We start from the raw sequence: 22,419 nt of genomic DNA, 5'->3' as shown, positions 1-22,419 counted from the left end.
TATGCTTACCGGCTTTAACCCCTGGCCGGATTTGCTTGAATGTTTGAATCGTTTTTCGCCACTTACCTCAGCAGCACCATCCGCTTTTTGTTCCTGCTGGCACCGTTCTTTGTGGTCACCATGTTTCTGGCACTGACCCGCGGCCTGCCGGCGGCCGAGAAGGCGTCGATCATTCGTCGGGCTTGTGTGTCCGCCTTTATTCTCGGCGTGGTGCTGTTCTTTGCCGGGCCGCTGTTGTTCAGCGCCATCGGTATTACCCTGAACTCGTTCCGTATTGGCGCCGGCAGCCTGCTGTTCCTCACCGCCATCAGCCTGGTCACCAGCGGCACCCGCAACCATGCCACCGGCCTGCCGGAAGAAGACCGCGACGACATCGCCGTGGTACCCCTGGCCATTCCGGTGATGATCGGCCCGGCCACCATCGGTGCCATCATGGTCTACGGTGCCGAGCTGAAAGCTGTTCACGAAGTGGCTGGCGGTTTGCTGGGTCTGGTCTCCGGCTTGCTGATTCTGGCGGTGTTGTTGCGGTTGTCCGGCTACCTGGAAAAAGTGCTGGGTAAAACCGGCCTGAACATCATGTCGAAAATCAGTGGCCTGATTCTCTCTGCCATGGCGGCGGAAATCGTGCTGACCGGTATCGCCGGCTTTATTGCAAGCACTCAAGGCGCCTGACAGAATCAGGCCTTCGTATCGTCTGCAGGTTTGTTATGCCCGCCAACACCATTGATCACAATCGTACCCGCTACAACTTTGACGGCATCGACTCGGTCTGGTTGTTCGGTTACGGGTCTTTGATTTACAAGGTGGATTTCCCGTTCCTGGAACAGCGGCCGGCCTCCATTCGCGGTTGGGCTCGCCAGTTCTGGCAGGGTTCCCACGACCACCGTGGCACGCCTGAGGCTCCTGGCCGGGTGGTCACGCTGATCGAGCAACCCGGAGCGGTCTGCCGGGGCATGGCATTCCGGGTATCGCCGAATGTCTTTGAGTATCTGGATGTGCGGGAGAAAAACGGTTACCTGCGCTTCAGCACCACCATGACCTTTGACGATGGCAGCCATGCCGAGGGCTTGGTGTATATCGCCACGGAAGACAACGAAGCGTTTCTGGGCGAGGCCCCTGAAGCCGATATTGCTGCCCAGATTGCCGCGGCGGTTGGCCCCAGTGGGCCCAATTCCGAATACCTGCTCCGGCTGGCGGAGTCCCTGCGGGCGTTGGGGGATGACTGCCGCCATACCTTTTCGATTGAATCTCACCTCACCCGTTCCGGGCCTGTCGAGGCTTCGGACAGTTAAACGTCAACCCATGTAAAGCTTGTGCAAAACCGGCCCTTGGGCGCTGACATCTCCCTTCTGATCATTAATCTGGTGGCAAGGCTTCACGGAATGTTTCCGTTTAGCATGGTTCCAGTCGATAGGGACGGGAGAGTCATGATGAAACGATTACTGATCAGCAGTACCCTGATTGTCGCCCTGGGCTTTGCCGGTATGGCCCAGGCAGACGGCTACCGTGGCCACGGCCATCCGCCGGGTATCCAGAAGCAGTTGGACCGGGGCAAGGCGCTGCCACCGGGCCATCAGAAGAAAATGCTGCGTGCCGAGCATCGCCGGTCTTACCATGATCGCCACCGCGACAACCGCTATCGGGATAATCGCCACAAGCATCGGTACGACCGCCGGGACTATGGTAAAAAGCATTCCCATTACCGATACAAACCGAAGTACCACAACCATCGCAGTGGTTACCGGTCATCCCTGGGGTACAACGACCGGATACCACCGGAGTATCGGGCAGCCCGGATCATTCGTGATACCCAGATTCTTATTGACCAGACCCGCCGGTAGGTTCGGCAACCCGCCTTTCCGGGCGCTCTTCCCGGGCTGCGGGGTTAAACCCCCGCGCCGGGGTGCGGCGCCGGTGCCGCAAGCCAATCAGCACCAGCGGCACCACAATCATCAGACTGCCGGCCAGGAACCACAGGTCCGGCACTTCACCAAACCAGATCCAGCCAATGGCGACGGCCCAGATCAGCCCGGTGTATTCGGCGCTGGTAACCTGGTTGGCATCCACCTGCCGGTAGGCCAGCAGCACGGTGATGTTGTAGCCGAGGATGAACAGGGCTGAGCCGGCGGCGCTGATCAGGATCTGCGGGTTCCAGGCCGCGCCTTCCCAGAGCGCCAGGGCAGCGGCAGCCGGCACAATCAACAGGTAGTTCAGGAACAGCTTGTGGACGGTGGTCTGCTCTTTGGGCAATTGGCGCACCATTACAGCGTTGATGGCCAGGGCGAAGGCAGAGCCCAGGGCCGCAATCACTGCCCAGTTGAATTCCACCGGGCGCAGGATGACGATGATGCCGGCAAAGCCACTGAAGACGGCGGTGACGCTCAGGGGGGTGAGTTGTTCCCGGAAGAAAAAGGCGGAGAGCACCATCACCAGTATCGGGGCAGCGTAGAACAGGGCGTTGGCGGTGGCCAGCGGCAAGTTGGTGAGGGCGATCACCATGCAGACGATGCCGACCAGGTGGATGTGGGCGCGGATGGCGTGGATTTTCAGGCCGCCGAAGAGGTTCTGGCGGTCGAGTTTGCGGGCCAGGGGAATCAGGAAGGCCAGGGTCAGGAGGCAGCGCAGGAAGGCGAACTGGAAGACGGGGGCGCCGGGTTCCAGCATTTTGATAAATACATCGGAGAGGATGGCCATGGCGTTGCCGATGACCAGCAGCAGAATGGCGCTGTTGACGGTTTTGCCTGACACGTTGGTTCTCTCCTCTTTATCTTGGCCTTCGTGGTTTGGTGGAAGGATCAGGTCGGGCTGCCCCTCCGAAAACCGCTGCAAGTACATCCCTGTACGCTTGCTTTCCGCCATCCATGGCTACAAGCATTTTCGGAGGGACAGCCCGACCTGATCCCCGAATCTCGTTGGAGAGTCTAATGAAATGCTAATATCCGATAAAATGATGATTATTAGCCATCCATTAGAAAATTAGATACTAAACCGATGAAACTACCTCCACTGAAAGCTCTTCCCGTATTCGAAGCCGCTGCACGGCTTAACAGCTTTTCGGCGGCTGCCGAGGAACTGTCGATCACGCAAAGTGCAGTCAGTCACCAGATCAAACAGCTGGAAACCTATTTGGGTGAGCGGCTGTTCTGGCGCTCGGGCCGGAAGGTGACGTTGACGGATGAGGGGCGGCAGTATCTGGATGCCGTTGGTTCGGCACTGTTGCAGATTGAACGGGCCAGTGAGCAATTGTTGGGGCATGAGGAGTCGCGGCTGAGGTTGTCGGTGTTCAGTTCGTTTGCGGTGCGCTGGCTGGCGCCGAGGTTGCCGGATTTGCAGCGTTTGCATCCGCAGATTGATCTGGCTTTGGAGATGAGCAGTGAGAATCCGGTGTTGTCGGATAGGGTGGCGGATTGTTTTATTACCATTCACCGGGATTCGCGGGCCTACAGTTACGATCTGCTGTATGAGGAGCGGTTGTTTCCGGTGTGCAGTCAGGATTATTGGCAGCGTATACGGCGGGAGTTGGGGCGGGATGCGGAGCCCGAGCGGCGGGATGAGCCGCCGGTAGCGCCGGCAGAGATGGCCCGGTTTCCGTTGCTGTCGACTCACAGTATCTATGACAGGCAGGGCGGCGACTGGGAGGCCTGGTATCAGGAGGCCGGTATGAAGCTGCCTGCGTCCAGTCGGCTGCTGCATTCCAGCCATATGCTGTTGTCGCTGGAGGCGGCGCGTTTTCATCAGGGCATTGCGTTGACCAATGACTACATGCTCAGTACCCGCAAGGATTCGGCGGATTTTGTTCGGTTGCCCGCCCATTCGGTGGTGACAGGTGACAAGTTCTACTTTGCCTGGAAGACCAGCCGCCGGCGGGAGCGTGGGATTCAGACGCTGCGCCGCTGGCTGGTGGATGAGGCTATTCGGGGTGGGCTTCGTGGGGAGTAACCTTCTAGCAGCCTGCGGGTTCTGGTGTTTTGAGCAGGGCGGGGGTGTCTGTCCGGAAAACGCTCGAGCCATCCATGGGCGCTTCTGCTCCGCCATCCATGGCTCCGCAAATTTCCGGACAGACACCCCCGCCCCGCTCAGCCTTACCTCACGGAGCTCGCTGTGCTAAAGCTGAATCTGTGGGGCGACCCACCTACATAGTCGGGGGCAGTCCTTGGCAGGAGGCCTCCCAAAAATGTGCGGAGCCATGGATGGCGGAGCAGAAGCGCCACAAGGATGTGCCGAAGGAGCGGTTTTTGGGAGGCCTCCTGCCAAGGACTGACCTCCACCGAACTAAAAGGCTAGGAACCTGAGCCAGGCCGCTCTACAACCTTGCGCTTGCCCTTGGCACCCTTGGCCAGGGCTTTCAGGCCGTCGGCGTCGAAGGCATCCACCCGGATGACGTCATACAGGGCTGTCAGCGCTTCTTCCATTTTCGGGCATTCGTCCGCCTTGATGATGCCCTGGGCGCAGGCCCAGTCCACCAGCTCTTTACGTTGATGGCCCATCAGCAGGGCAATGCCGTCCAGTTCGTCTTCGTCGCGGCTGCGAATCGCTTCGTGCAGGCGCTGGCGCATCTCGGCGGTTTCGTTGGCCAGTTTGTAGGCATTGAGTACCCGGCCCAGCGGGTCGTCTGGATCCATGTTGATAAAGGTGCCGCGGCTAATGCGTTGGCGCACCGGGGTGTCTTTCACGATGGTGGCAGCCACCCTGGCGCCGAGCTTGTCATCCGGGCCGTTCAGGCCGGTGGCGCCGAGCGGGAACACCAGTATCCGCAGTGGCCAGCGCAGGGCCGGGACCGGGAAGTTGATGATGGCATCGCGCATGGAATCCTGCAGGTCGTGCAGGCAGGTTTGCAGGCACCATTCCACCAGGTCTCGCTGGTCGTCCGGGTAGCCTTCTTCATGCCATTGCTTGATCACCGCGGTGGCGTAATACAGATGCACCAGGCAGTCGGCCATGCGGCCAGACAAGCGCTGGCGGGCTTTCAGGCCGCCGCCGACGGTCAGCAGGGTGACGTCGGTCATTAATGCGAAGGCAGCGGAGAATCGGCCCAGCTGGCGGTAGTATTTCTGGATGTCGCCCTGGCGTGGCGCGGTTTCCAACCAGCCCTTGCTCAGGCCCAGTACGAACGCCCGCAGGGCATTGCGGGTGGTGTGGGCCAGGTGGCGGTAGAAGATGCCATCGAATTGTTTTGCAGCCTTGTCCTGGTCTTCCATGCCGGCGGCTTCGATTTCTTCCACGATAAACGGATGGCAGCGAATGGCGCCCTGGCCGAAGATCATCAGGCTGCGGGTCAGGATGTTGGCGCCTTCCACGGTAATGCCGATGGGCACGGCCTGGTAGGCCCGGGCCAGGAAGTTACGGGGGCCGGTGATCACGCCCCGGCCGGCCACTACATCCATGGCGTGGTTAATGACTTCCCGCATCAGGTCGGTGTTGCGGTATTTCAGTACCGCCGAGGGCACGGATGGGCGAACGCCCCGGTCCAGCATGCCGGCGGTGAGCAGGCGGGCGGCATCCATCATGTAGGTGTAGCCGGCGATGGGCTCCAGGGCTTCCTGAACGCCTTCGAACTGGCTGATGGTGCGGCCGAACTGTTCCCGGGTGTAGGCGTAGGCGCCAGTGGCAAGGCTTGCAAACTTGCCGGCGCCGGTGCCGAGAGCCGGCAGGGAGATGGAGCGGCCGATGGACAGGCATTCCAGCAGCATTTTCCAGCCTTTGCCGAGCATGTCTTGCCCACCAATCACCTGTTCCATGGGGATGAACACTTCGGTACCCCAGGTGGGGCCATTCATGAATACGGTGTTCATGGGCAGGTGGCGGGCTCCGGCGTTCACGCCGTCGGTCTCCCGGGGCACCATCACACAGGTCACGCCGATGTCGTCCTGATCGCCGATCAGGTGTTCAGGGTCATAGACCTTGATGGCCAGGCCAATCAGGGTCGCTACCGGGGCGAGTGTGATGTAACGCTTGTTCCAGGTGACCTTCAGGCCCAGCACTTCCTTGCCGTTCCATTCGCCCTTGCAGACGATGCCTTTGTCCGGAATGGCACCCGCGTCGGAGCCGGCCACCGGTGAGGTCAGGGCAAAACAGGGGATTTCCTTGCCCTTGGCCAGGCGCGGCAGGTAGTGGTGTTTCTGGTCGTCGGTGCCGTAGTGCATCAGCAGCTCACCCGGGCCCAGGGAATTGGGCACCATGACGGTCACCGCTGCCGATACGCTGCGGGTGGAGATTTTCATCACGATTTCGGAGTGGGCAGTGTTGGAGAAACCCAGGCCCCCGTCTTCCTTGGGAATCACCAGCCCGAAGAAGCCCTTGTCACGGATGAACTTCCATACCTTGTCCGGCAGGTCGTAGTGTTCGTGGGTGATCTGCCAGTCATCCAGCATCTTGCACAGTTCTTCCACCGGGCCGTCGAGAAACGCTTGCTCCTCGCTGGTCAGATGCGCCGGAGCGGCGTCCAGCAGCTTGTTCCATTCCGGTTTGCCGGAAAACAGTTCGCCATCCCAGTCTACGGAACCGGAGTTCAGGGCTTCCTGCTCGGTTGGCGAGAGCTTGGGCAGGCGGCTGCGGACCCAGCCCAGCAAGGGCCGGCTGAATTTGTCCAGGCGCAGGTCGCCGGGCAGGGTGATCAGTAACGCCAACGCTAACAGCAGGCCGCCGATGACAAAACTGAGAAGGTGCCAGCCGTCGTTGGCAACGCCGACGAGGGTGGCGACAGACATCACGATCGCAGCGGTTTTGCCGCCGATGCTGAAATAGATCAGCACCAGGGCACTGATAACCAGAAGCAGAACACTCATGGACAGACCTCCATATCATTACCAGATCAGGCAGATTTGCCTCTAACCATCGGCCAAAGTCCAGGCAGTTGCAAGGAAAACGGACGGTTCAATAGGGGGCTGAGTGGCAGACCGTTAAAGAATTTACAAAATCTTGCAAAAGCAATAAATCCATTCCTTTTTTTAATCGTAATTCTCTCCACTTAACCAATATGTGGAGTGCTTATATGACTGGCCAGCTCACGGTAGCAAAACGCCTGGCGTTGGGATTTGGTTTGATGGTAGCGCTGATGGTGCTGGTCAGCGTTGTAGGTAATCACCAGGTGGGATTCATTGACCGGACTCTGACCTCGGTTAATGAGGGCGCCTCACTCAAACAACGCTTCGCCATTAATTTCCGGGGCAGCGTGCACGACCGGGCCATCGCCATTCGGGATGTGGTGCTGGTGAACCGCGATGCTTCCTTGCGTGAGCATCTGCGCACCATTGATGACCTCGCGGCTATGTACCGGAAGAACGCCGAAGCCATGTCCCAGATGTTCCAGCGCCAGGGGGCCACGGATCAGGAGCGCCGTTTGCTGCGGGACATCGAAGCCACCGAGCAGCGAACCCTCGCCCTGACCGATGAGGTGGTGACTCTTCGAACCGCAGGCAATACCGAGCAGGCCCGGCGCCTGTTGCTGGATCAGGTTTCACCGGCTTACAGCGAGTGGCTGGCGCGGGTTAACGCGTTTATTGATTATCAGGAAGACACCGTTGCCGCTGACCTGGAAGAAGTGCGCGACGCCGCCAGTGGCTTCAACATCATGATTCTCTCCATCACCGGCTTTGCCGTACTGGTCAGTGTGCTGGTGGCCACGGTCATCATCCGCAAACTCAAGCGAATCCTGGGTGCGGAGCCCGAGGAAGTGGCGGCGGCCATCCGGCAGCTGGCGGACGGCCAGCTGGAGCAAAATCTGGAAACCCGTTACCCGGACAGCGTGATGGGCGCTCTGGCGGATACCATTGACCGGTTAACGGGCATCATCCGTGAGGTACGGTCTGCGGCCGAGGAGCTGTCCAACGCGTCTGGTGAGCTGGAAGATACCTCAGACAACAACAGCAAACAGATCCGTATGCAGGCTACCGAGGCTGAGCAGATGGCCACCGCGGTGAACCAGATGGCGGCCACGGTGAACGAGGTGGCGGGCTTTGCCGCTAACGCCGCGACAGCAACCCGCAAGGCTGATCAGGAAGTGGAAACCGGAAATCAGGTGGTCAAGGAGACCGCCACCTCGATCACCGAGTTGGCGAACAAGCTGGAGGACGCGGCGGCTTCTGTAAACCGGGTGTCGGAAGACAGCGGTAATATCGAGAAAATCATCGAAGTGATCAACGCCATCGCCGAGCAAACCAACCTGCTGGCACTGAATGCGGCCATTGAAGCGGCCCGCGCTGGCGAACATGGCCGGGGCTTTGCGGTGGTGGCTGATGAAGTGCGTTCCCTGGCATCCCGTACCCAGGATTCCACCCGGGAAATTCAGGACATGATTGGCCGGTTGCAGGCCGGTGCTGGTGAGGCCTCCGGTGAAATGGAACGAAGCCGGGATCTGGCTCGGGTGACGGTTGAGAAGACCGCCGAGGCAGAAACCGCGCTTGGGCGCATCCGGGAAGAGGTGGCTTCCATCAACGACATGAATGCCCAGATTGCCAGCGCTGCAGAAGAACAGAGTTCAGTGGCGGAGGAAGTGAACCGCAACATCGCACGGATTCACGATGCCACCATTGAAACCTCTGCCGGATCGGATCAGGTGGCCGGTGCCAGCCGGGATCTGGCCGTGCTGGCGGGTCAGTTGCGCTCACGGGTCAGCGTGTTCCGGTTCAGAGGCTGAGCCCTGTTACCAGTGTACGTGTTGAGCGAATTGGAGGTCAGGCGTAGCCAGCGGCGAACACCAGGCCCAGGACAATGGGCATGACTACCAGGCTGCCGAGGTTGCTCAATAATACCAGCGATGCCACCGCGTGGGGTTCCTGCTGATACTGCTCCGCCACCATGTAGTTCAGCACCGCGGGTGGCAGGGCCGCGAAGACCCACAGGCAGGCTACCTGAAGGCCCGGCAGGTCGAGCAGGGCAATCATTGGCCAGGCCAGCAGCAAGCCGCTGACCGGGCAGGCAATGGCGCCAATCAGCCCCAGTTTCCAGTCCCGAAAATCGACATCCAGCATCCGCACCCCCAGGGCAAACAGCATCAAGGGGATACACACGCCACCCAGCATGTTCAGGGTTTCCAGCAGCCAGCCAGGCAGGGCAACACCGCTGAAGTTAACCGTTAGCCCGGCGATGCTGGCGAACACGATCGGTAGCCGCAATCGCCGGATGATCGACGTGTGCGGGTCCAGCATGTACAGGCCAACGGAGAAGTGCAGCAGCATCTCGACGATGAACAGTACGATCGCTGCCGGCAGTGCCGCCTCACCAAACGCCAGTACCAGCAACGGAATGCCCATGTTGCCGGAATTATTGAACATCATCGGCGGCAGGAAGGTTTTCAGGTTCAGGTTCAGAACGCGGGCCACCGGGTACAGAATGATGCCAGAACCTAGCACCACCACTGTTGCCGCCAGGGCCAGCCAGCCATAGTCCTGCAGGGGCGCCTGCTGGTCGGCCAGTACGGCAAACACCAGCATGGGCACGAACAGTTCCATGTTGAGAACGTTCAGGCCTTGAATGTCTGGTGTGCGGTAGCGGCCATACAGGGCGCCGCAACCTGCAATCAGGAATACCGGCAGCATGGTAGCTAGGATCTGGCCGATCATGGGGAGAACTCCGACAAACGTTCGGGACGACAACCATCAACAAACGGTTAGGTTCGCAAGTATCGGCCCGTTTCGGCAAGCAAAACTTGCCCATGTTCGACCAAAGCGGGAGGCGCCTGCCACGGTTGGTTGCGGTCGTTGGCCGGGGCTACCACAATAGCCCTCGGCAGCCTTTCAACCAGTTGGGGAGTTCGTTTGTGGCCAGTGCGTTTGATCAGCCTGTTCGACGAGAAAATACCTGCTCGGTCAAATTTGATGCCCGCCAGGCGGTGTTTGGCCGGGAGGATGTCATTCCGGTGTGGGTGGCGGATATGGACTTTGCCGCGCCCGAGGCGGTCACCCGCGCCCTGACTGAACGGGCTCGGCACCCGGTTTACGGCTATACCCTGTTTCCTGACAGCCTCTACCAGGCAATGATCGACTGGTTTGCGCAGCGCCATGGCTGGCACATTCGCCGGGAGTGGATATTGATGGCGCCGGGGGTGGTGCCATCTCTGAATGCCGCCTGTATGGCCTACGCCGAACCCGGCGAGGGCGTGATTATACAGCCGCCCGTGTATCCGCCTTTTTTCAGCTCGGTGCGCCAGAGCGGTCGTGAAGTGATCGAAAACCCCCTGGTTCAGGATCCGCATACCGGGCAGTACCGGATGGATCTGGAGCATCTCGAGCAATGCGCTGCCCGGCCCGATGCCAGGGTGCTGTTGTTGTGCTCCCCCCACAACCCGGTCGGCCGGGTCTGGACGGAAGCGGAGCTCAAAGAGCTGCTGGCCATTGCACGGCGCCACAACCTGGTGGTGCTCTCAGACGAGATACATTGTGATCTGACTTATCCGGACGCGGCACCGCATACCGTCCTGGGTAGACTCGCCGGAGAAGAGGATGCTCTGGTGACGGCGGTGGCTCCGAGCAAGAGTTTCAACATGCCCGGTCTTGGTCTGTCGGCCCTGGTGATCACGGACCCGGATCGGCGCAAAGCCATGAAAGCGGTGTTTGAGTCCATGCACTTGCCCCAGTGCAACCCGTTCAGCATTGCCGGCTTTGAAGCGGGTTATCGCCACGGCGCCACTTGGCTGGATGAACTGCTCGGCTATCTGCAGGCCAATCGGGATTTTGTGGCCAACGCGGTGTCCCGGCGATTGCCAGGCATTGACGTCGCTGTGCCGGAAGGCACGTATCTGATGTGGCTCGACTGTCGAAGCCTGGAGCTGGATGACGCCGGCCTCAAACGATTTTTCGTGGAGGAGGCCGGCGTGGGCATGAACCCGGGTTTGTCCTTCGGGCAACCTGGCAGTGGCTTCATGCGCCTGAACATCGGCTGCCCGCGATCCGTGCTGGAGGAGGTGATAGCGCGGATCGAGGCAGCGTTGGCTGGCCTATAGTGCCGGTTGCGACTGAATGGCGCAGTGGTCTTCCACCAGCTTCCAGTGTGGTGGCTCCTGGATACCCGGCATGTCGCCCTTGGTATCCCGGATGGCTTCCCAGATCTTGCCGCCATGGCTGACTTGGCTGCCGACGGAGTAACTCTCAGCAAACAGCCATTGTTCCGGGCGTTCGCAGAACTCTGTGTTACTGCCCGTCTGGGTAACGCCTTCCTCCACATCAGCCGGGTCTATGGGGTCGGGCGGCCTGTTTTCACCACCACAACCTGGCACCGAATGTAAGCGTTTCCAATCGAATGTGATACCCGGCTCCATACCCTCGTGAATTTCACGGGACTCGTACCAGTTGTCGTTGTGAAACACCACAGACCCCGCCGGGTAATAGCGGCTGGGCACCCATTCATGGTTATCCGGATCACAGGCCTCGGCAGACGCCAATGCAGGCATGCCAAGTGCCAGGATCATCAACAACAGACCATAAAGTGTGTGGGCTCGCCCGATGCTGGTGGTGGCTTTCATCATGTGTCTCTCCCGTTTTGTTCCTGACTTCGAAGTGAATACGCAGCCTGTCGGCGACCGGTTCGCGTGGCCAACACCAGGCCTGCGAGAATCAGCAGGCCGCCAATCATGTGAAACGCGCCAAGCGACTCACCCAGAAAAATGCCGGCCAGTATGGATGCGAAGACCGGGGTCAGGTACATGAATATCGCGGCCCTGGCCGGGCCGATCGCATGCACGCCGTGATTCCAGAATGCGTAGGCAAGGATACCGGGGAATATGGCGAAATACAGTAGCGACATGGCCGTATTTCGGGTCAGCTCGAAGCCCCCGGCGAAGAAAAACAGGTCGACCAGGTAAAACGGCAGGATCACCAGCGTGCCCAGCAGAATCTGGGTGGTCAGGAAAGTAAGGGCCGGTAACGGCACCGCCTGCCGTCTGAGCAAGACCGAGAACAACCCCCAACTGAAGACGGCCGCCACCATGATCAGGTCACCGGGTTGTGCCTGAAGGCCGGTCAAAACCGAGAGCTCACCCCGGGCCACCACGGTCAGGATGCCTCCGATGGCCAGGGCGATGCCCAATGCCTGAATTGGCCGGGTGCGGTCGCCCAGAAGCATCCACGCCAGCAGGGCCACGAAAATAGGAATGGTGGCATTGATCAGGGCAATATTGGTGGCGGTGGTGGTGATGGCGGCGTAGTAGAGCAGTGAATTGAACGCGGCCACGCTGAAGGTGGCCAGTGCCAGCATCGAACCCAGGCGGGCACGGATGACCCGGCGATGATGCCACATGCCAGGGAAACCGAAGGGCAGCAATATGGCGAGGGCAATCACCCAACGCCAGAATGACATGGACAGGGGCGGTACATGCTCAACCGTGCCTCGCGCGACCACGGCATTGCCGGCCCAGAACAGCGGCGTAAGCACCAGGCCCACATAGGCCAGGCCGGGAATTCGGGATAATATGCCAGAGTTTGCCGAAGACACATGAACTCCTGTGGATCATAGGCTGTCGGGTAAAACCCCTAGCATACTACTCTCCTGGAACTTCTGCCTCCGTACCAATGTGGTAGGCGGCGAAGCCGGCCATCACCACCTGATCAACCGCCATGCCGATGATCCGGCCGTTGGAGGTGGAGCGTATCGGGTGTTGCTCATTGGTAATCGGATCAGCCACATAGCCCAAGACCTCCCCTTCGGAGACATTGGCACCCAGGTTAATCTCGCTGAACAGAATGCCGCCGTGCTCGGCGCGCACCCAGGTGGAATCATAATAGACCGGTTCCGGATCGCCCCAGACAAACATCCTGGAGATCATGCCGTGTTTCTCCAGCAGGCTGTTGAGGCTATTTACCCCGGCTTCGATCTGATGCTCCTGAATTCGCAACGACTCCCCGGCTTCCATGGTCACGGCACGGATACCTGCCTGGACGGCTGCCGTGCGCAGCATGCCTGGGGAGCCGGAGCTGTGCACCACCGCCATGCGGTCAAACCCACGGGTGAATTCCGCCACGTCCGGGTTATTCATGTCGGCCCGCAGCTGGGGCAGGTTGGTGCGCTTGAGGGAACCGGTGTGAATGTCCACCAGCATGTCGCAGTGCCGAATGACATTCTCAAACAACGAGTAGGCCACCCGGTCGGCAAGGTTGCCGTCCTTGCGGCCCGGGAAAAAGCGGTTCAGATCCCGACGGTCCGGCAGGTACCGACTGCCCTGCTGGAAGCCGGTTAGATTGACAATGGGCACGCCGATCACCCGGCCACTGAGTTTCTCCGGATTGAGGTCATACATGGTGCGGCGAATAATCTCGATGCCGTTAAGCTCATCGCCATGTACGGCGCCAGTCAGGCACAGGGTTGGCCCAGCATTCACGCCGTTGACCACCAGAACAGGGGTAATTTGTGACAGGCCGGCAATCTGGATCTGGGGGGACCAGGCCAGCCGCGTCGAGGTGCCGGGCAGCACTTCCTTGCCAAGCAGGGTGAAACTTTCTGCCGGCAGGGGTTCTACCGGCGCGTCGGCCTCGTCCTCAGGGGCAGACGTTTCCCCTTGTGCAGTATCCTGAACTACCTGAAGTTCCTCTGCAGACAGTTCCGCCCCCGGCAGGGTTTCCGGTTCCGGCTCGGGTTCCGGCAGGGGGGCCACTTCTTTCAGGTCGATGTTGGGGGCAATCTTGCGGGTAACGGGCACCACCACGGTGTTGACCGTTTGTGTTTGCTGGTCGGTGGCTGGCGCCGATGGTTCCTGCTCGTCGTCGCTGGCGTCGCCATCTTCGCCTGGACTGCGGCGGGGTTCAGAGCGCACCACATCCTCAACGTTTTCATCCTCTGCGAGTTGGGCCACCAGCACAGACGAATCGTTGGTGTCGGCCAAGGTGACCATTGGCAGGGCGGCAGCGAAAAGCCAGATCGGAAAATGTCGGATTGTGGAGTGTCTGGGCCTTTGAAACAGCATAAGTCCTCGAGTACCTGTCCAGTGGCCCCAAGGATAGGGCCCTGTATGGTTCATGAATACCGCTGTGACAGAGGTTTAATGCCACTTTCATGATCACGGGCCCATCTGTAATGGCCCGATGTGGTTGAATGTAATAACACTGCTATCTTTCAGAGATATGACTGTTATACGTGCCACGAGGAGAGAACTAAATGGACCTTTTGCGAATTCTGGTTGCGATTCTGTTACCGCCGTTAGGTGTTTTTTTACAGGTGGGACTGGGCAAGCATTTCTGGATCAACATACTGTTGACCATCCTGGGCTACATTCCTGGCATCGTGCACGCGGTGTGGATCATCGCCAAGAAGTAGCCCGGTATCCGGCTTAGTGAGTATGCCAGAGGTTGTCTGACTGATAGGCCCGGTGTTCCGCCTCAAGTTTGAGGAGGTGCGCCAGGGCTGATCGCGCAGCCAGTCCATGGATGGCCGCGGGCACGTCGTCGTAGGCTTTCGCAGTAAGGTCTTTCAGCGAAACCGGTGCCAGGGCTTCCAGTGCCCGGAAGATCTTGTGTTCCCGCGATAACCGGTGGGTGATCAGGTAATCAATGACCGCCTCCGGCTGGCCCATCAGGAAGCCATGGGCGGGGGCGATGAAGCGAAGGGCCTCATCCAGCAGGTCATACAGCGATTCCACATAGGCTTTCATGTCGCCGTCCGGCGGATTAATCACCACCGTCGACCCCTGCATGATGTGATCACCAGAAAACAGCAGCTCCTGGTCCGTCAGCAGATAACACAGATGGTTCGAGGTATGTCCGGGGGTATGAATTACCTTCAGGATGCCCGCCTCACTGACAATCAGATCGCCATGCTCCGGTTCATCGTCCGCCTTGAAGGACGGGTCCTGGCCGGCGCCTTCCGGGGCCGGCCAGCCAAACACCCGGCATCCCGTTCGCTCCTTCAGCACCGACACTGCCGGTGAGTGGTCCAGGTGGGTATGGGTCACCAGCACCTGGTCCACTAACCCGCCGGTTACCTCCAGAATCGCGTCAATATGGGCGTCATTGGCCGGCCCGGGATCAATCACCGTAAACCGCTCAAAGCCCAGAATATAGGTATTCGTGCCCGGCCCGGTCATCATCCCCGGGTTTGGTGCGGTCAACCTCACCACCCCGGCTGCCACCTCTACCGGTTGCCCCGGCACAACTTCCGCCCGGGTGGAGCCTTCCCCCTCCGGGTCCAGCTTCACTGCCTCATCGTAAGCCGGCGCGTTGGGTTCCAGCATCACCGGCTTACCCTTGCGAAGCGCCGGCCAGGGGTCGGTCGGGAACGCCTCCGGCGGATTGGCGTGGGCATAGCGCATCAACTCGGCGGTGGAACTGAAATCACACAACACCCGCAAGGTACGGATCGTCGGCAACCCCAACAACCGCTGCCCTGCCCGATGCTCCTCCAACGCCTGCGCCGGTGAAATCCACACGTGATCAATCGTCTCCTGACCATCGTGCCCGGCCACCTGCCCCTCCGGCGCCACCGCCACAAAAAACCGCGTATCAAACCGCCGAGGCGGCCCCGGCGGCGTCACCCAATGGCTTAAATACGCCAACCGGTCCAGCGGCACCACCAGCCCATGCTTCTCACACAACTGCGCCAGCGACACCTCATCCCGAAACAACGCCTGCCGCTCACCATGCACCGGATGGTCTGCGCCAACCAGCTTGCCATTCGCATCCTGAGCCAGCAGAACCCCCGCCTCCTCAAAACACTCCCGAACCGCCGCCAACATGAAATCCGCGCCACCCTCATCCAGACTCATGGTCTGACTGATATCCGCGTCTTCAACACCCACAACATGCGGCTGCGCCTCCGACTCCTGCTCATTCACCGCCCCGCCGGGGAACACATAGTAACCGGGCAGGAAAATAGCCTCCCAGGTGCGTTGCAGCAGAAGCACTTCAATGCCGTTTTCGGTATCGCGGGTAAGAACCAGAGTGGCAGCCGGGCGAATATCCATAAGTAACTCTTATTATGACGTTTTATTGGGCGCATGCAGGAAGTCTGGGCGGGGCTTGGGGCTGGGCTTTCCAGAACTGTGCGGAGCCATGGATGGCGGAGCCCAAGCGTCACAAGGATGTGCCGAAGGAGCGTGTTCTGGAAAGCCCAGCCCCAAGCGCCGCTTACTCCGAAACAAAAAGCGCAGGAACAAGAAGCAAGATACCCGATAGCACCATAAGATGAGAAGTCACAACCGGAAGCGTATGATTCAGCCCAATCCAATGTTGAACCAGATCAGGACACCCCCGTGGCAAGAATCAAACTAGACTTTCCCGACAACGCCTTCAGCTTCGAAACCCGAATGCCCGTCAGAATCACCGACATCAACGGCGCCAACCACCTCGGCAACGACGCCCTGATCTCCATGCTCTCCGAAGCCCGCGCCCAGTTCTTGGTTGAACACGGTATCGAAGAAGCCGACCAGAACGGCACCGGCATTATCGTCACCGACCTGGCCACCATGTACCAGGGCGAATCCTTTTACCCGGACATGCTGCGCTTCGAAGTGGGCCTGATGGATTTCAACAAATACGGCGGCGATTTCGTGTTCCGGGTTACCAAAGCCGACACCGGCCAATCGGTGGCCATGGCTAAATACGGTTTTGTGTTCTTCAACTACAAAACCCGGGAAGTCACCCCCATGCCCGAGAGCTTCCGGGCCAGGTTTGCCGGCTAACGGTCCGGGTAATTCCGGCTTGGGCCGCCCTTATCCACACCCCGGAACAGGGCGGCCTTCGCCATCATATGGGCGCTGACTGGCGCAGTCACAAACAGGAAAACGGTTACAATCGCCTCATGCACGGAAAGCGCGCCGCGCTGAAAACTGAAGTACAGCAACGAGCCGATCAGCAAACAGCCCAGGCCAAGGGTGCTGGCCTTGGTGGGCCCATGCAGCCGCATAAAGAAATCCCGCAACCGGGCCAGGCCAACAGAGCCAATCAGCGCAAACAAGGCGCCGGCCACCAGGAACAGCGAAATCACCAATTCAAGAACGAACGGCATGGTTGACGCAGTCATTCGATCACATCCCCCCGCAACAGATACTTGGTCATTGCCACGGTTCCGACAAACCCCATCAGGGCAATCAGCATGGCGGCTTCAAACAGGATGCCCAGGGACAACCGGATATCGAACAGCACAATCAACGCAATACTGTTGATCATCAGGGTGTCCAGCGCCAGGATCCGGTCCACGATGTCGGGCCCGATGGCCAGCCGGTAAAGGTTCAGCAGGATGGCAATCGCAAACACAGTGATCGCCAGGTTAACCGCCCATTCAATCATCAAAAATCTCCTGTAACGGCTTCTCGTAGTGCTCGCGAATGTCTTTGATCAACGCTACTTCATCCTCAAGATGCAGGCAGTGGATCAACAGGCAGCGGCCCTCGCGATCATAATGCGCGCTCACCGTGCCCGGGGTCAGCGAAATGGTACTGGCCAGAATGGTCACGGCAAAATCGTCGGTCAGGGTCAGAGGGTATGTGAAGAACCCCGGCTCCAGCTGCCGCGAATAGAACAGAATGCGCCGGGCGACAATCAGGTTGGATTTCAGGATATCCATCAATAACCGGCCAAGGTAGCGCAGCAACTTACCCGGATGCTTGACCTTTGAACGCTCCGGCCAGAACGGCTGGGTGACCCGGGAAATCACCACCGCCAGCACCGCGCCCAGCAACAGGTGGGCAAAGCTGAACTCATTCATCAACAGCCATAACAGCAGAAGAAAGCCGGCGAACAGGGGGTGTGGCACCCAGCGCTGTAACCAGTTCATGGGGTGAGCCCTCCCGTTATCGTGACGGGCTCGCCAAGCACCGCCTCAACATAGGCGGACGGATGATAAAGCTGGCCTGCGGTTGCAGTCATATACTCCATCACCGGCGCGGCAAACAGGGCCAGGGCGCCACTGATACCAATAAGCACGGATACCGTGGCCACGCGCGCCGGGTCCAGCTTGCGGCGCTGGCGGCCGGTGAACGGCTCCGGTTTCCAGAACCAGCCGGAGCCGGCTCGGCTGAGTGCGGCAATCATAAATAACCCGGCAATCAGGGTAATGCCCCAGAGCCAAAGGTAGTGCGGGTGCGTGATGGCGTTCTGCAGCAGCCAGGCTTTACTAACAAACCCAGAGAAGGGCGGCAGCCCCGCCATGCTGACCGCCGCCACCAGAAACAGCGTGCCCAGGGTCCAGCGATGGGTCAAGGGAGCGGTCACCGAAAGCAGATCGTAGCCGTCGGCCCGCTGCCGGCCGATGAGGTCGGCCAGCAGGAAAAAGACCGCCGCCAGGCAGGTGCTGTGCAGCAGGTAGAACAGGCTGGCGGCCAATACGGTGGTTTCGGCCATGGCAAAACTGGCCATCAGCAAGCCGCTGGACATAATCACCAGGTAGGCGGCCATGGTGCGCAGGCTGGCGGCCCCCAGCACGCCAATGGCGCCGAGGCCCAGGGTGGCCAGCGCCAGGGGCCAGAGCCAGAGGAACACCTCGGCATTGAGGGGCTGTGCCGGGTCCAGCCCGAACACAATCAGAAGCACCCGCACCATGGCGTAAAAGCCAACCTTGGTCATGATGGCAAACAGCGCCGCCACCGGCGCGCTGGAGGCGGAATAGGCCCTGGGCAGCCAGAACAGCAGTGGCAAAATGGCGGCCTTGATACCGAACACCACCATCAGCAGCAGGGCGGCACCTTTCAGCAGGGTTTGGTCATCGGGGCTGGCGGCGGCAATCCGCACTGCCAGGTCGGCCATGTTCAGGGTGCCGGTCAGGCCGTAAAGAATGCCAAGGGCCAGCAGGAACAGGGCAGAGCCGAGCAGGTTGATGATTACATAGTGCAAGCCCGCCCGGCTTCTGGCCCGGCCGCCGCCGTGCAGCAACAGGGCGTAGGAAGCCAGCAGCAGGATCTCGAAAAATACGAACAGGTTGAACAGATCACCGGTCAGGAAGGCACCGTTAATGCCCATCAGTTGGAACTGGAACAGGGCATGGAAATGGGAACCCTCCCGGTCGCTGCCCCGGCTGGCATAGAGCACGCAGAACAGGGCCAGTAAGGCGGCCAATAGCAGCATCATGGCACTCAGCCGGTCCAGCACCAGCACAATGCCGAAGGGCGGCTGCCAGTTGCCCAGCCAGTAGGTGTGGTAATCGGTTTGAGCCGCAATAACCGCCCACACGCCCAGCGCCACCAGCAAACTGGTGGACAGAATGCTCCACACCCGCTGGCGGCCGATACTGGCCCGGTGGTTTACCAGCAACCAGGCGGCGGCCAGCATGGGGATGACGACCGGCAGAATCATCAGGTGGGTCATGGCCGGTCCTCGTTCGGGTTTTCGCCGTCTACGTGATCATTGCGCAGTTCCACGGCGGCTTTCAGGGACAACACCACCACGAAGGCGGTCATCGCGAAACTGATCACAATGGCGGTCAGCACCAGTGCCTGGGGCAGCGGGTCTGCACTGGATTCCGTCAGGCCGACAATGGCCGGGGCGCCGGTTGTCAGCCGGCCCATGCTGAACAGGAACAGGTTGACGGCATGGGATAACAAGGTCAGGCCCAGCACCACGGAAAAGGTGCGGGCACGCAGAACCAGGAATACCCCACAGGTGGTCAGGATCCCCAGGGCGGCTGCGATCATCAGTTCCATCAGCCCACCTCCTTGCCTGGGCCGGCAATGGTCATCAGTTTGCCCAGGTTCGCGAGAATCAGCAGGGTTGCACCCACCACGGTGGTGTAAACACCCAGATCAAACAGCAGGGCGCTGGCCAGTTCAAACTCGCCAATCAGCGGCCAGTGCAGGTGGGCAAAGGTGGTGGTCAGGAACGGATAACCGAGCACCCAGCTGGCAACACCGGTCAGCAGGGCGATCAGCAGCCCCGCACCAATGAGCGAGCGGAAGTGCGTACGCATGCGCGCCTGGGCCCAGACCAGGCCACCGGCCATGTATTGCAGGGTGAGCGCAACGGCCGTGACCAATCCCGCAATGAAACCGCCCCCTGGCATGTTGTGGCCGCGCAGGAAAATATACGCCGATACCAGCAGGGCAATGGGCAAAGCCATGTGCGCCACCATCTGCAGGATGACCGGATGGGGCTCGGCTACCCAATGGGAGTGGCCGGATTCCGCCACCCGTTTTTTCAGGTTCAGGTTGCGGGTAAAGGCGAACACCGCCACGGCGGCAATGCCCAGTACCGTGATCTCACCCAGGGTATCGAACCCCCGGAAATCCACCAGGATCACATTCACCACGTTGGTGCCGCCGCCTCCGGGCACACTGTTGGCCAGGAAAAAGTCGGAAATGGAGTCTACCGGGCGGGTCAGCACGGCAAAGGTGAACGCGGCCACACCGCCGCCGGCGGCCAGGGCCACGAACAGATCTCGGGCAATTCGGGGAAAGCGGGATTCCTTGGGTGAGCTCTGTGGTAAGAACGACAGGGCCAGCATCATGATCACCACCGCCATCACTTCAACCGACAGTTGCGTCAGGGCGAGGTCCGGTGCGGAGAACCAGGCAAAGGTGAGGGTGACAAACAGGCCGGTGACCGACAGCAGCAACAGGGCCGGCAGGCGGTGACGATGACACAGCACAACGCCCACGGCAGACAGGCAAAGGATGCTGATGCCAAACACCACCAGTGGGTCCAGGGCGGTCATTGGCACAGGCCCGCGCCACCGTTCCAGGCCGCTCAGGCTCCAGGCCACCAGGGCGACGGTGGTTAACAGGATGAGTGCCAGGTAGCGCTGGAGGGAGCCGTTTTCCAGACGATAAACCAGCGTTTGCGAGAAGCGAATAGTGCGCTGCATGGCGGTTTCAAAAATGTCCTTGGCGTCCACCTCCGGTAACCGGGCATGAATGGCGAACAACGGCTTGCGGGCACTGTAAACCGCCAGCCCGCCCAGCATGGCCACCAGACTCATCATGGCAGGGGTGTGGGCGTCGGACAGGGCACTGAAATCATAGGCTGGTAAATGAGACACGGTGGTCTGCAGCACCGCCAGATGCACCAGGTGGTCGTAGATCCACTGGGGAACCAGGCCAACCAGCAACGATAACGTCGCCAGAATGGCCAACGGCAACAATGCGGCGGCTGGCTTACGCTTTGGCGGCCACACCGGCAGATCCCGTGGCTGGCCATTAAAGAAAACGTTGTGGAAGATGCGCACCGAATAGGCCACCGAAAACAGACCCGCCACGGTGACCCAGGCCGGGATCACCACATCCGCCCAGTGGGGTGCCGTCACCAGCAGGCTTTCGGAAAACAGCATTTTCTTGCTCAGATAGCCGCTCATCAGCGGTAACCCGGCCATGGCAGCCGCCGGCACCAGGGTGACGATCATCAGGGCAGGCATCCAGCGCCACAGGCCGTTGATCAATTGCATATCCCGGCTACCGGTGGCCTGATCCACATAGCCTGCCATCATAAACAGCGGGGCTTTGAACAGGGCATGGCAGACCAGATGGAACAGGGCCGCCGCCATGGCCATTTCACTGCCCATGCCAATCAGCAGAGTGATCAGGCCCAGATGGGAAATGGTGGAATAGGCCAGCAGGCCCTTGATGTCGTGCATGAACATCGCGACAAAGGCGCCCACCATCAGGGTGACCATGCCGGTGACGGTTACCAGCGCAAACCAGAGTTCGGTATCGCCCAGCGCCGGATGCAGCCGGGCCATCAGGAACAGGCCGGCTTTGACCATGGTGGCCGAATGCAGATACGCCGATACCGGCGTGGGTGCGGCCATGGCATGGGGCAGCCACAGGTGAAAGGGGGCCTGGGCAGATTTGGTGAATGCGCCTAACAGCACCAGGCTCAGCATCAGCGGGTACAGGCTGTGCTGTTTGAGCATCTCGCCCTGGGCGAGAATGTCAGATAACTGGAAGCTGCCGGCCATGTTGCCCAGCAGCAGAATACCCGCCAGCAGGGCCAGGCCGCCGCCACCGGTAATCACCAGTGACATCCTGGCACCCCGGCGGGCGCCCCGGCTGGACCAGTTAAAGCCGATCAGCAGGAACGACACCAGGCTGGTCAGCTCCCAGAACACCAACATGAACAGCAGGTTTTCAGACAGCACAATGCCGAGCATGGCGGTCATGAACAGCTGGATCAGGATAAAGAAGCGCGGCGCGTTGGCTTTGCCGTCAAAGTAATAGCGGGCGTACAGAATGATCAGGCAGCCAATGCCGGTGATCAGGGTGGCAAACAGCCAGCTCAGGCCGTCCAGCCGGAACGACAGGTTGAGCCCCAGTTGTGGAATCCACTGCACGGTGGTGACCAGCGCGTTCTGGTCCGATGCCTGCGGCCAATGCCCTGCCAGCAGAAGTAAACCGGCCAGGGGTGCCAATGCGGCTGTGATGGCATGAACACGTATGCTCGCGCCGGCAGCGTTGCGGCTCAGTAACCAGGAGGCAAAGGCTCCCAGCACCGGCAGCAAAATGATGAGTCCTGGTACCATAGTGAGGCCGGTAACCCGGAAGGAGTATTGGGGTTAATTGTTCATCTGCCCGCAGCG

At 60.1% G+C, this 22,419-nt stretch carries 21 protein-coding genes; 8 read left to right on the top strand and 13 right to left on the bottom strand.

All coding sequences use genetic code 11. The features are described 5' to 3' along the window. The first annotated feature begins 39 nt into the window (after positions 1 to 39). The 3 genes from J122_RS09430 (at position 40) to J122_RS09420 (ending at position 1,841) form a co-directional block, all read left to right on the top strand. Positions 40 to 672 (top strand): MarC family protein, encoded by a 633-nt coding sequence (locus J122_RS09430; protein WP_061332004.1) that lies wholly within the window; start codon positions 40 to 42, stop codon positions 670 to 672. A gap of 35 nt (positions 673 to 707) precedes the next feature. Continuing rightward, on the top strand, positions 708 to 1,292 hold the full coding sequence (locus tag J122_RS09425; protein WP_061332003.1) for a gamma-glutamylcyclotransferase: 585 nt from the start codon (positions 708 to 710) through the stop codon (positions 1,290 to 1,292). 135 nt (positions 1,293 to 1,427) lie between these two features. Next, a complete protein-coding gene (locus tag J122_RS09420; protein ID WP_146136838.1) occupies positions 1,428 to 1,841 on the top strand; it encodes a hypothetical protein in 414 nt (137 codons plus the stop codon). On the opposite strand, the gene J122_RS09415 is transcribed toward J122_RS09420, so the two are convergent. Then, the gene (locus J122_RS09415) at positions 1,819 to 2,748 is read right to left on the bottom strand and encodes a DMT family transporter (protein ID WP_061332086.1); all 930 of its coding nucleotides are present in this window, start codon (positions 2,746 to 2,748) and stop codon (positions 1,819 to 1,821) included. The two genes, J122_RS09420 and J122_RS09415, sit on opposite strands and share 23 nt — an antisense overlap. 243 nt (positions 2,749 to 2,991) lie before the next feature. Between J122_RS09415 and J122_RS09410 the strand changes: the two genes are divergently transcribed. Then, complete coding sequence (locus tag J122_RS09410) at positions 2,992 to 3,939, top strand: LysR family transcriptional regulator (protein ID WP_061332001.1); 948 nt, start codon at positions 2,992 to 2,994, stop codon at positions 3,937 to 3,939. A gap of 341 nt (positions 3,940 to 4,280) precedes the next feature. Here J122_RS09410 and J122_RS09405 read toward each other — a convergent pair whose 3' ends face one another. Beyond that, entirely contained in the window at positions 4,281 to 6,785 is a 2,505-nt protein-coding gene (locus J122_RS09405) for an acyl-CoA dehydrogenase (RefSeq protein WP_061332000.1), read from the bottom strand. Positions 6,786 to 6,991: 206 nt separating this feature from the next. On the opposite strand from J122_RS09405, the gene J122_RS09400 reads away from it, so the two are divergent. Beyond that, positions 6,992 to 8,635, top strand: a complete 1,644-nt coding sequence (locus J122_RS09400; RefSeq protein ID WP_061331999.1) for a methyl-accepting chemotaxis protein — start codon at positions 6,992 to 6,994, stop codon at positions 8,633 to 8,635. A 37-nt stretch (positions 8,636 to 8,672) separates the two neighbouring features. Here J122_RS09400 and J122_RS09395 read toward each other — a convergent pair whose 3' ends face one another. Next, on the bottom strand, positions 8,673 to 9,560 hold the full coding sequence (locus J122_RS09395; protein WP_061331998.1) for an AEC family transporter: 888 nt from the start codon (positions 9,558 to 9,560) through the stop codon (positions 8,673 to 8,675). A 197-nt stretch (positions 9,561 to 9,757) separates the two neighbouring features. Between J122_RS09395 and J122_RS09390 the strand changes: the two genes are divergently transcribed. Beyond that, entirely contained in the window at positions 9,758 to 10,939 is a 1,182-nt protein-coding gene (locus J122_RS09390; protein WP_061332083.1) for a MalY/PatB family protein, read from the top strand. Here the strand turns inward: J122_RS09390 and J122_RS09385 are convergent. From J122_RS09385 to J122_RS09375, 3 genes are read right to left on the bottom strand one after another with little or no spacing between them, the layout of a single operon-like run. Beyond that, positions 10,934 to 11,461, bottom strand: coding sequence for a carbohydrate-binding protein (locus tag J122_RS09385; RefSeq protein ID WP_061331997.1), 528 nt, complete (start codon positions 11,459 to 11,461; stop codon positions 10,934 to 10,936). The two genes, J122_RS09390 and J122_RS09385, sit on opposite strands and share 6 nt — an antisense overlap. Further along, positions 11,458 to 12,426 carry a DMT family transporter gene (locus J122_RS09380; RefSeq protein WP_061331996.1) on the bottom strand — a complete coding sequence of 323 codons (969 nt, stop codon included), beginning with the start codon at positions 12,424 to 12,426 and terminating at the stop codon, positions 11,458 to 11,460. Before J122_RS09380 ends, J122_RS09385 begins: the two co-directional genes overlap by 4 nt. Positions 12,427 to 12,472: 46 nt before the next feature. Continuing rightward, the gene (locus tag J122_RS09375; RefSeq protein ID WP_061331995.1) at positions 12,473 to 13,891 is read right to left on the bottom strand and encodes a succinylglutamate desuccinylase/aspartoacylase family protein; all 1,419 of its coding nucleotides are present in this window, start codon (positions 13,889 to 13,891) and stop codon (positions 12,473 to 12,475) included. Positions 13,892 to 14,082: 191 nt separating this feature from the next. Here J122_RS09375 and J122_RS21140 point away from each other — a divergent pair, with 191 nt between their 5' ends. Continuing rightward, complete coding sequence (locus J122_RS21140) at positions 14,083 to 14,241, top strand: YqaE/Pmp3 family membrane protein (protein WP_068351496.1); 159 nt, start codon at positions 14,083 to 14,085, stop codon at positions 14,239 to 14,241. Positions 14,242 to 14,254: 13 nt separating this feature from the next. Here the strand turns inward: J122_RS21140 and J122_RS09370 are convergent, their stop codons facing one another. After that, positions 14,255 to 15,883: an MBL fold metallo-hydrolase gene (locus J122_RS09370; RefSeq protein WP_061331994.1), complete on the bottom strand. Its 1,629-nt coding sequence runs from the start codon at positions 15,881 to 15,883 to the stop codon at positions 14,255 to 14,257. A gap of 288 nt (positions 15,884 to 16,171) precedes the next feature. On the opposite strand from J122_RS09370, the gene J122_RS09365 reads away from it, so the two are divergent. Beyond that, complete coding sequence (locus tag J122_RS09365; protein ID WP_061331993.1) at positions 16,172 to 16,600, top strand: thioesterase family protein; 429 nt, start codon at positions 16,172 to 16,174, stop codon at positions 16,598 to 16,600. On the opposite strand, the gene J122_RS09360 is transcribed toward J122_RS09365, so the two are convergent. Genes J122_RS09360 through J122_RS09335 form a run of 6 tightly spaced genes read right to left on the bottom strand, consistent with a single transcriptional unit; the run spans position 16,597 to position 22,362 of the window. Beyond that, positions 16,597 to 16,926: a Na+/H+ antiporter subunit G gene (locus J122_RS09360; protein ID WP_061332081.1), complete on the bottom strand. Its 330-nt coding sequence runs from the start codon at positions 16,924 to 16,926 to the stop codon at positions 16,597 to 16,599. The two genes, J122_RS09365 and J122_RS09360, sit on opposite strands and share 4 nt — an antisense overlap. An 11-nt stretch (positions 16,927 to 16,937) precedes the next feature. After that, complete coding sequence (locus J122_RS09355) at positions 16,938 to 17,207, bottom strand: K+/H+ antiporter subunit F (RefSeq protein WP_058090815.1); 270 nt, start codon at positions 17,205 to 17,207, stop codon at positions 16,938 to 16,940. Continuing rightward, complete coding sequence (locus J122_RS09350; RefSeq protein ID WP_061331992.1) at positions 17,200 to 17,694, bottom strand: Na+/H+ antiporter subunit E; 495 nt, start codon at positions 17,692 to 17,694, stop codon at positions 17,200 to 17,202. The genes J122_RS09355 and J122_RS09350 overlap by 8 nt, the downstream gene beginning before the upstream one ends. Further along, positions 17,691 to 19,220: a monovalent cation/H+ antiporter subunit D gene (locus J122_RS09345; RefSeq protein ID WP_061331991.1), complete on the bottom strand. Its 1,530-nt coding sequence runs from the start codon at positions 19,218 to 19,220 to the stop codon at positions 17,691 to 17,693. Before J122_RS09345 ends, J122_RS09350 begins: the two co-directional genes overlap by 4 nt. After that, positions 19,217 to 19,555, bottom strand: coding sequence for a Na+/H+ antiporter subunit C (locus tag J122_RS09340; RefSeq protein ID WP_061331990.1), 339 nt, complete (start codon positions 19,553 to 19,555; stop codon positions 19,217 to 19,219). The genes J122_RS09345 and J122_RS09340 overlap by 4 nt, the downstream gene beginning before the upstream one ends. Continuing rightward, complete coding sequence (locus J122_RS09335) at positions 19,555 to 22,362, bottom strand: monovalent cation/H+ antiporter subunit A (protein ID WP_061331989.1); 2,808 nt, start codon at positions 22,360 to 22,362, stop codon at positions 19,555 to 19,557. The genes J122_RS09340 and J122_RS09335 overlap by 1 nt, the downstream gene beginning before the upstream one ends. Between the last annotated feature and the right edge of the window lie 57 nt (positions 22,363 to 22,419).

This window comes from Marinobacter excellens LAMA 842, assembly GCF_001574445.1.
In the GTDB taxonomy this organism is placed as follows: domain Bacteria; phylum Pseudomonadota; class Gammaproteobacteria; order Pseudomonadales; family Oleiphilaceae; genus Marinobacter; species Marinobacter shengliensis.
Note: the sequence above shows the minus strand (reverse complement) of the source record. Positions and strands in the feature narration are given on the sequence as shown.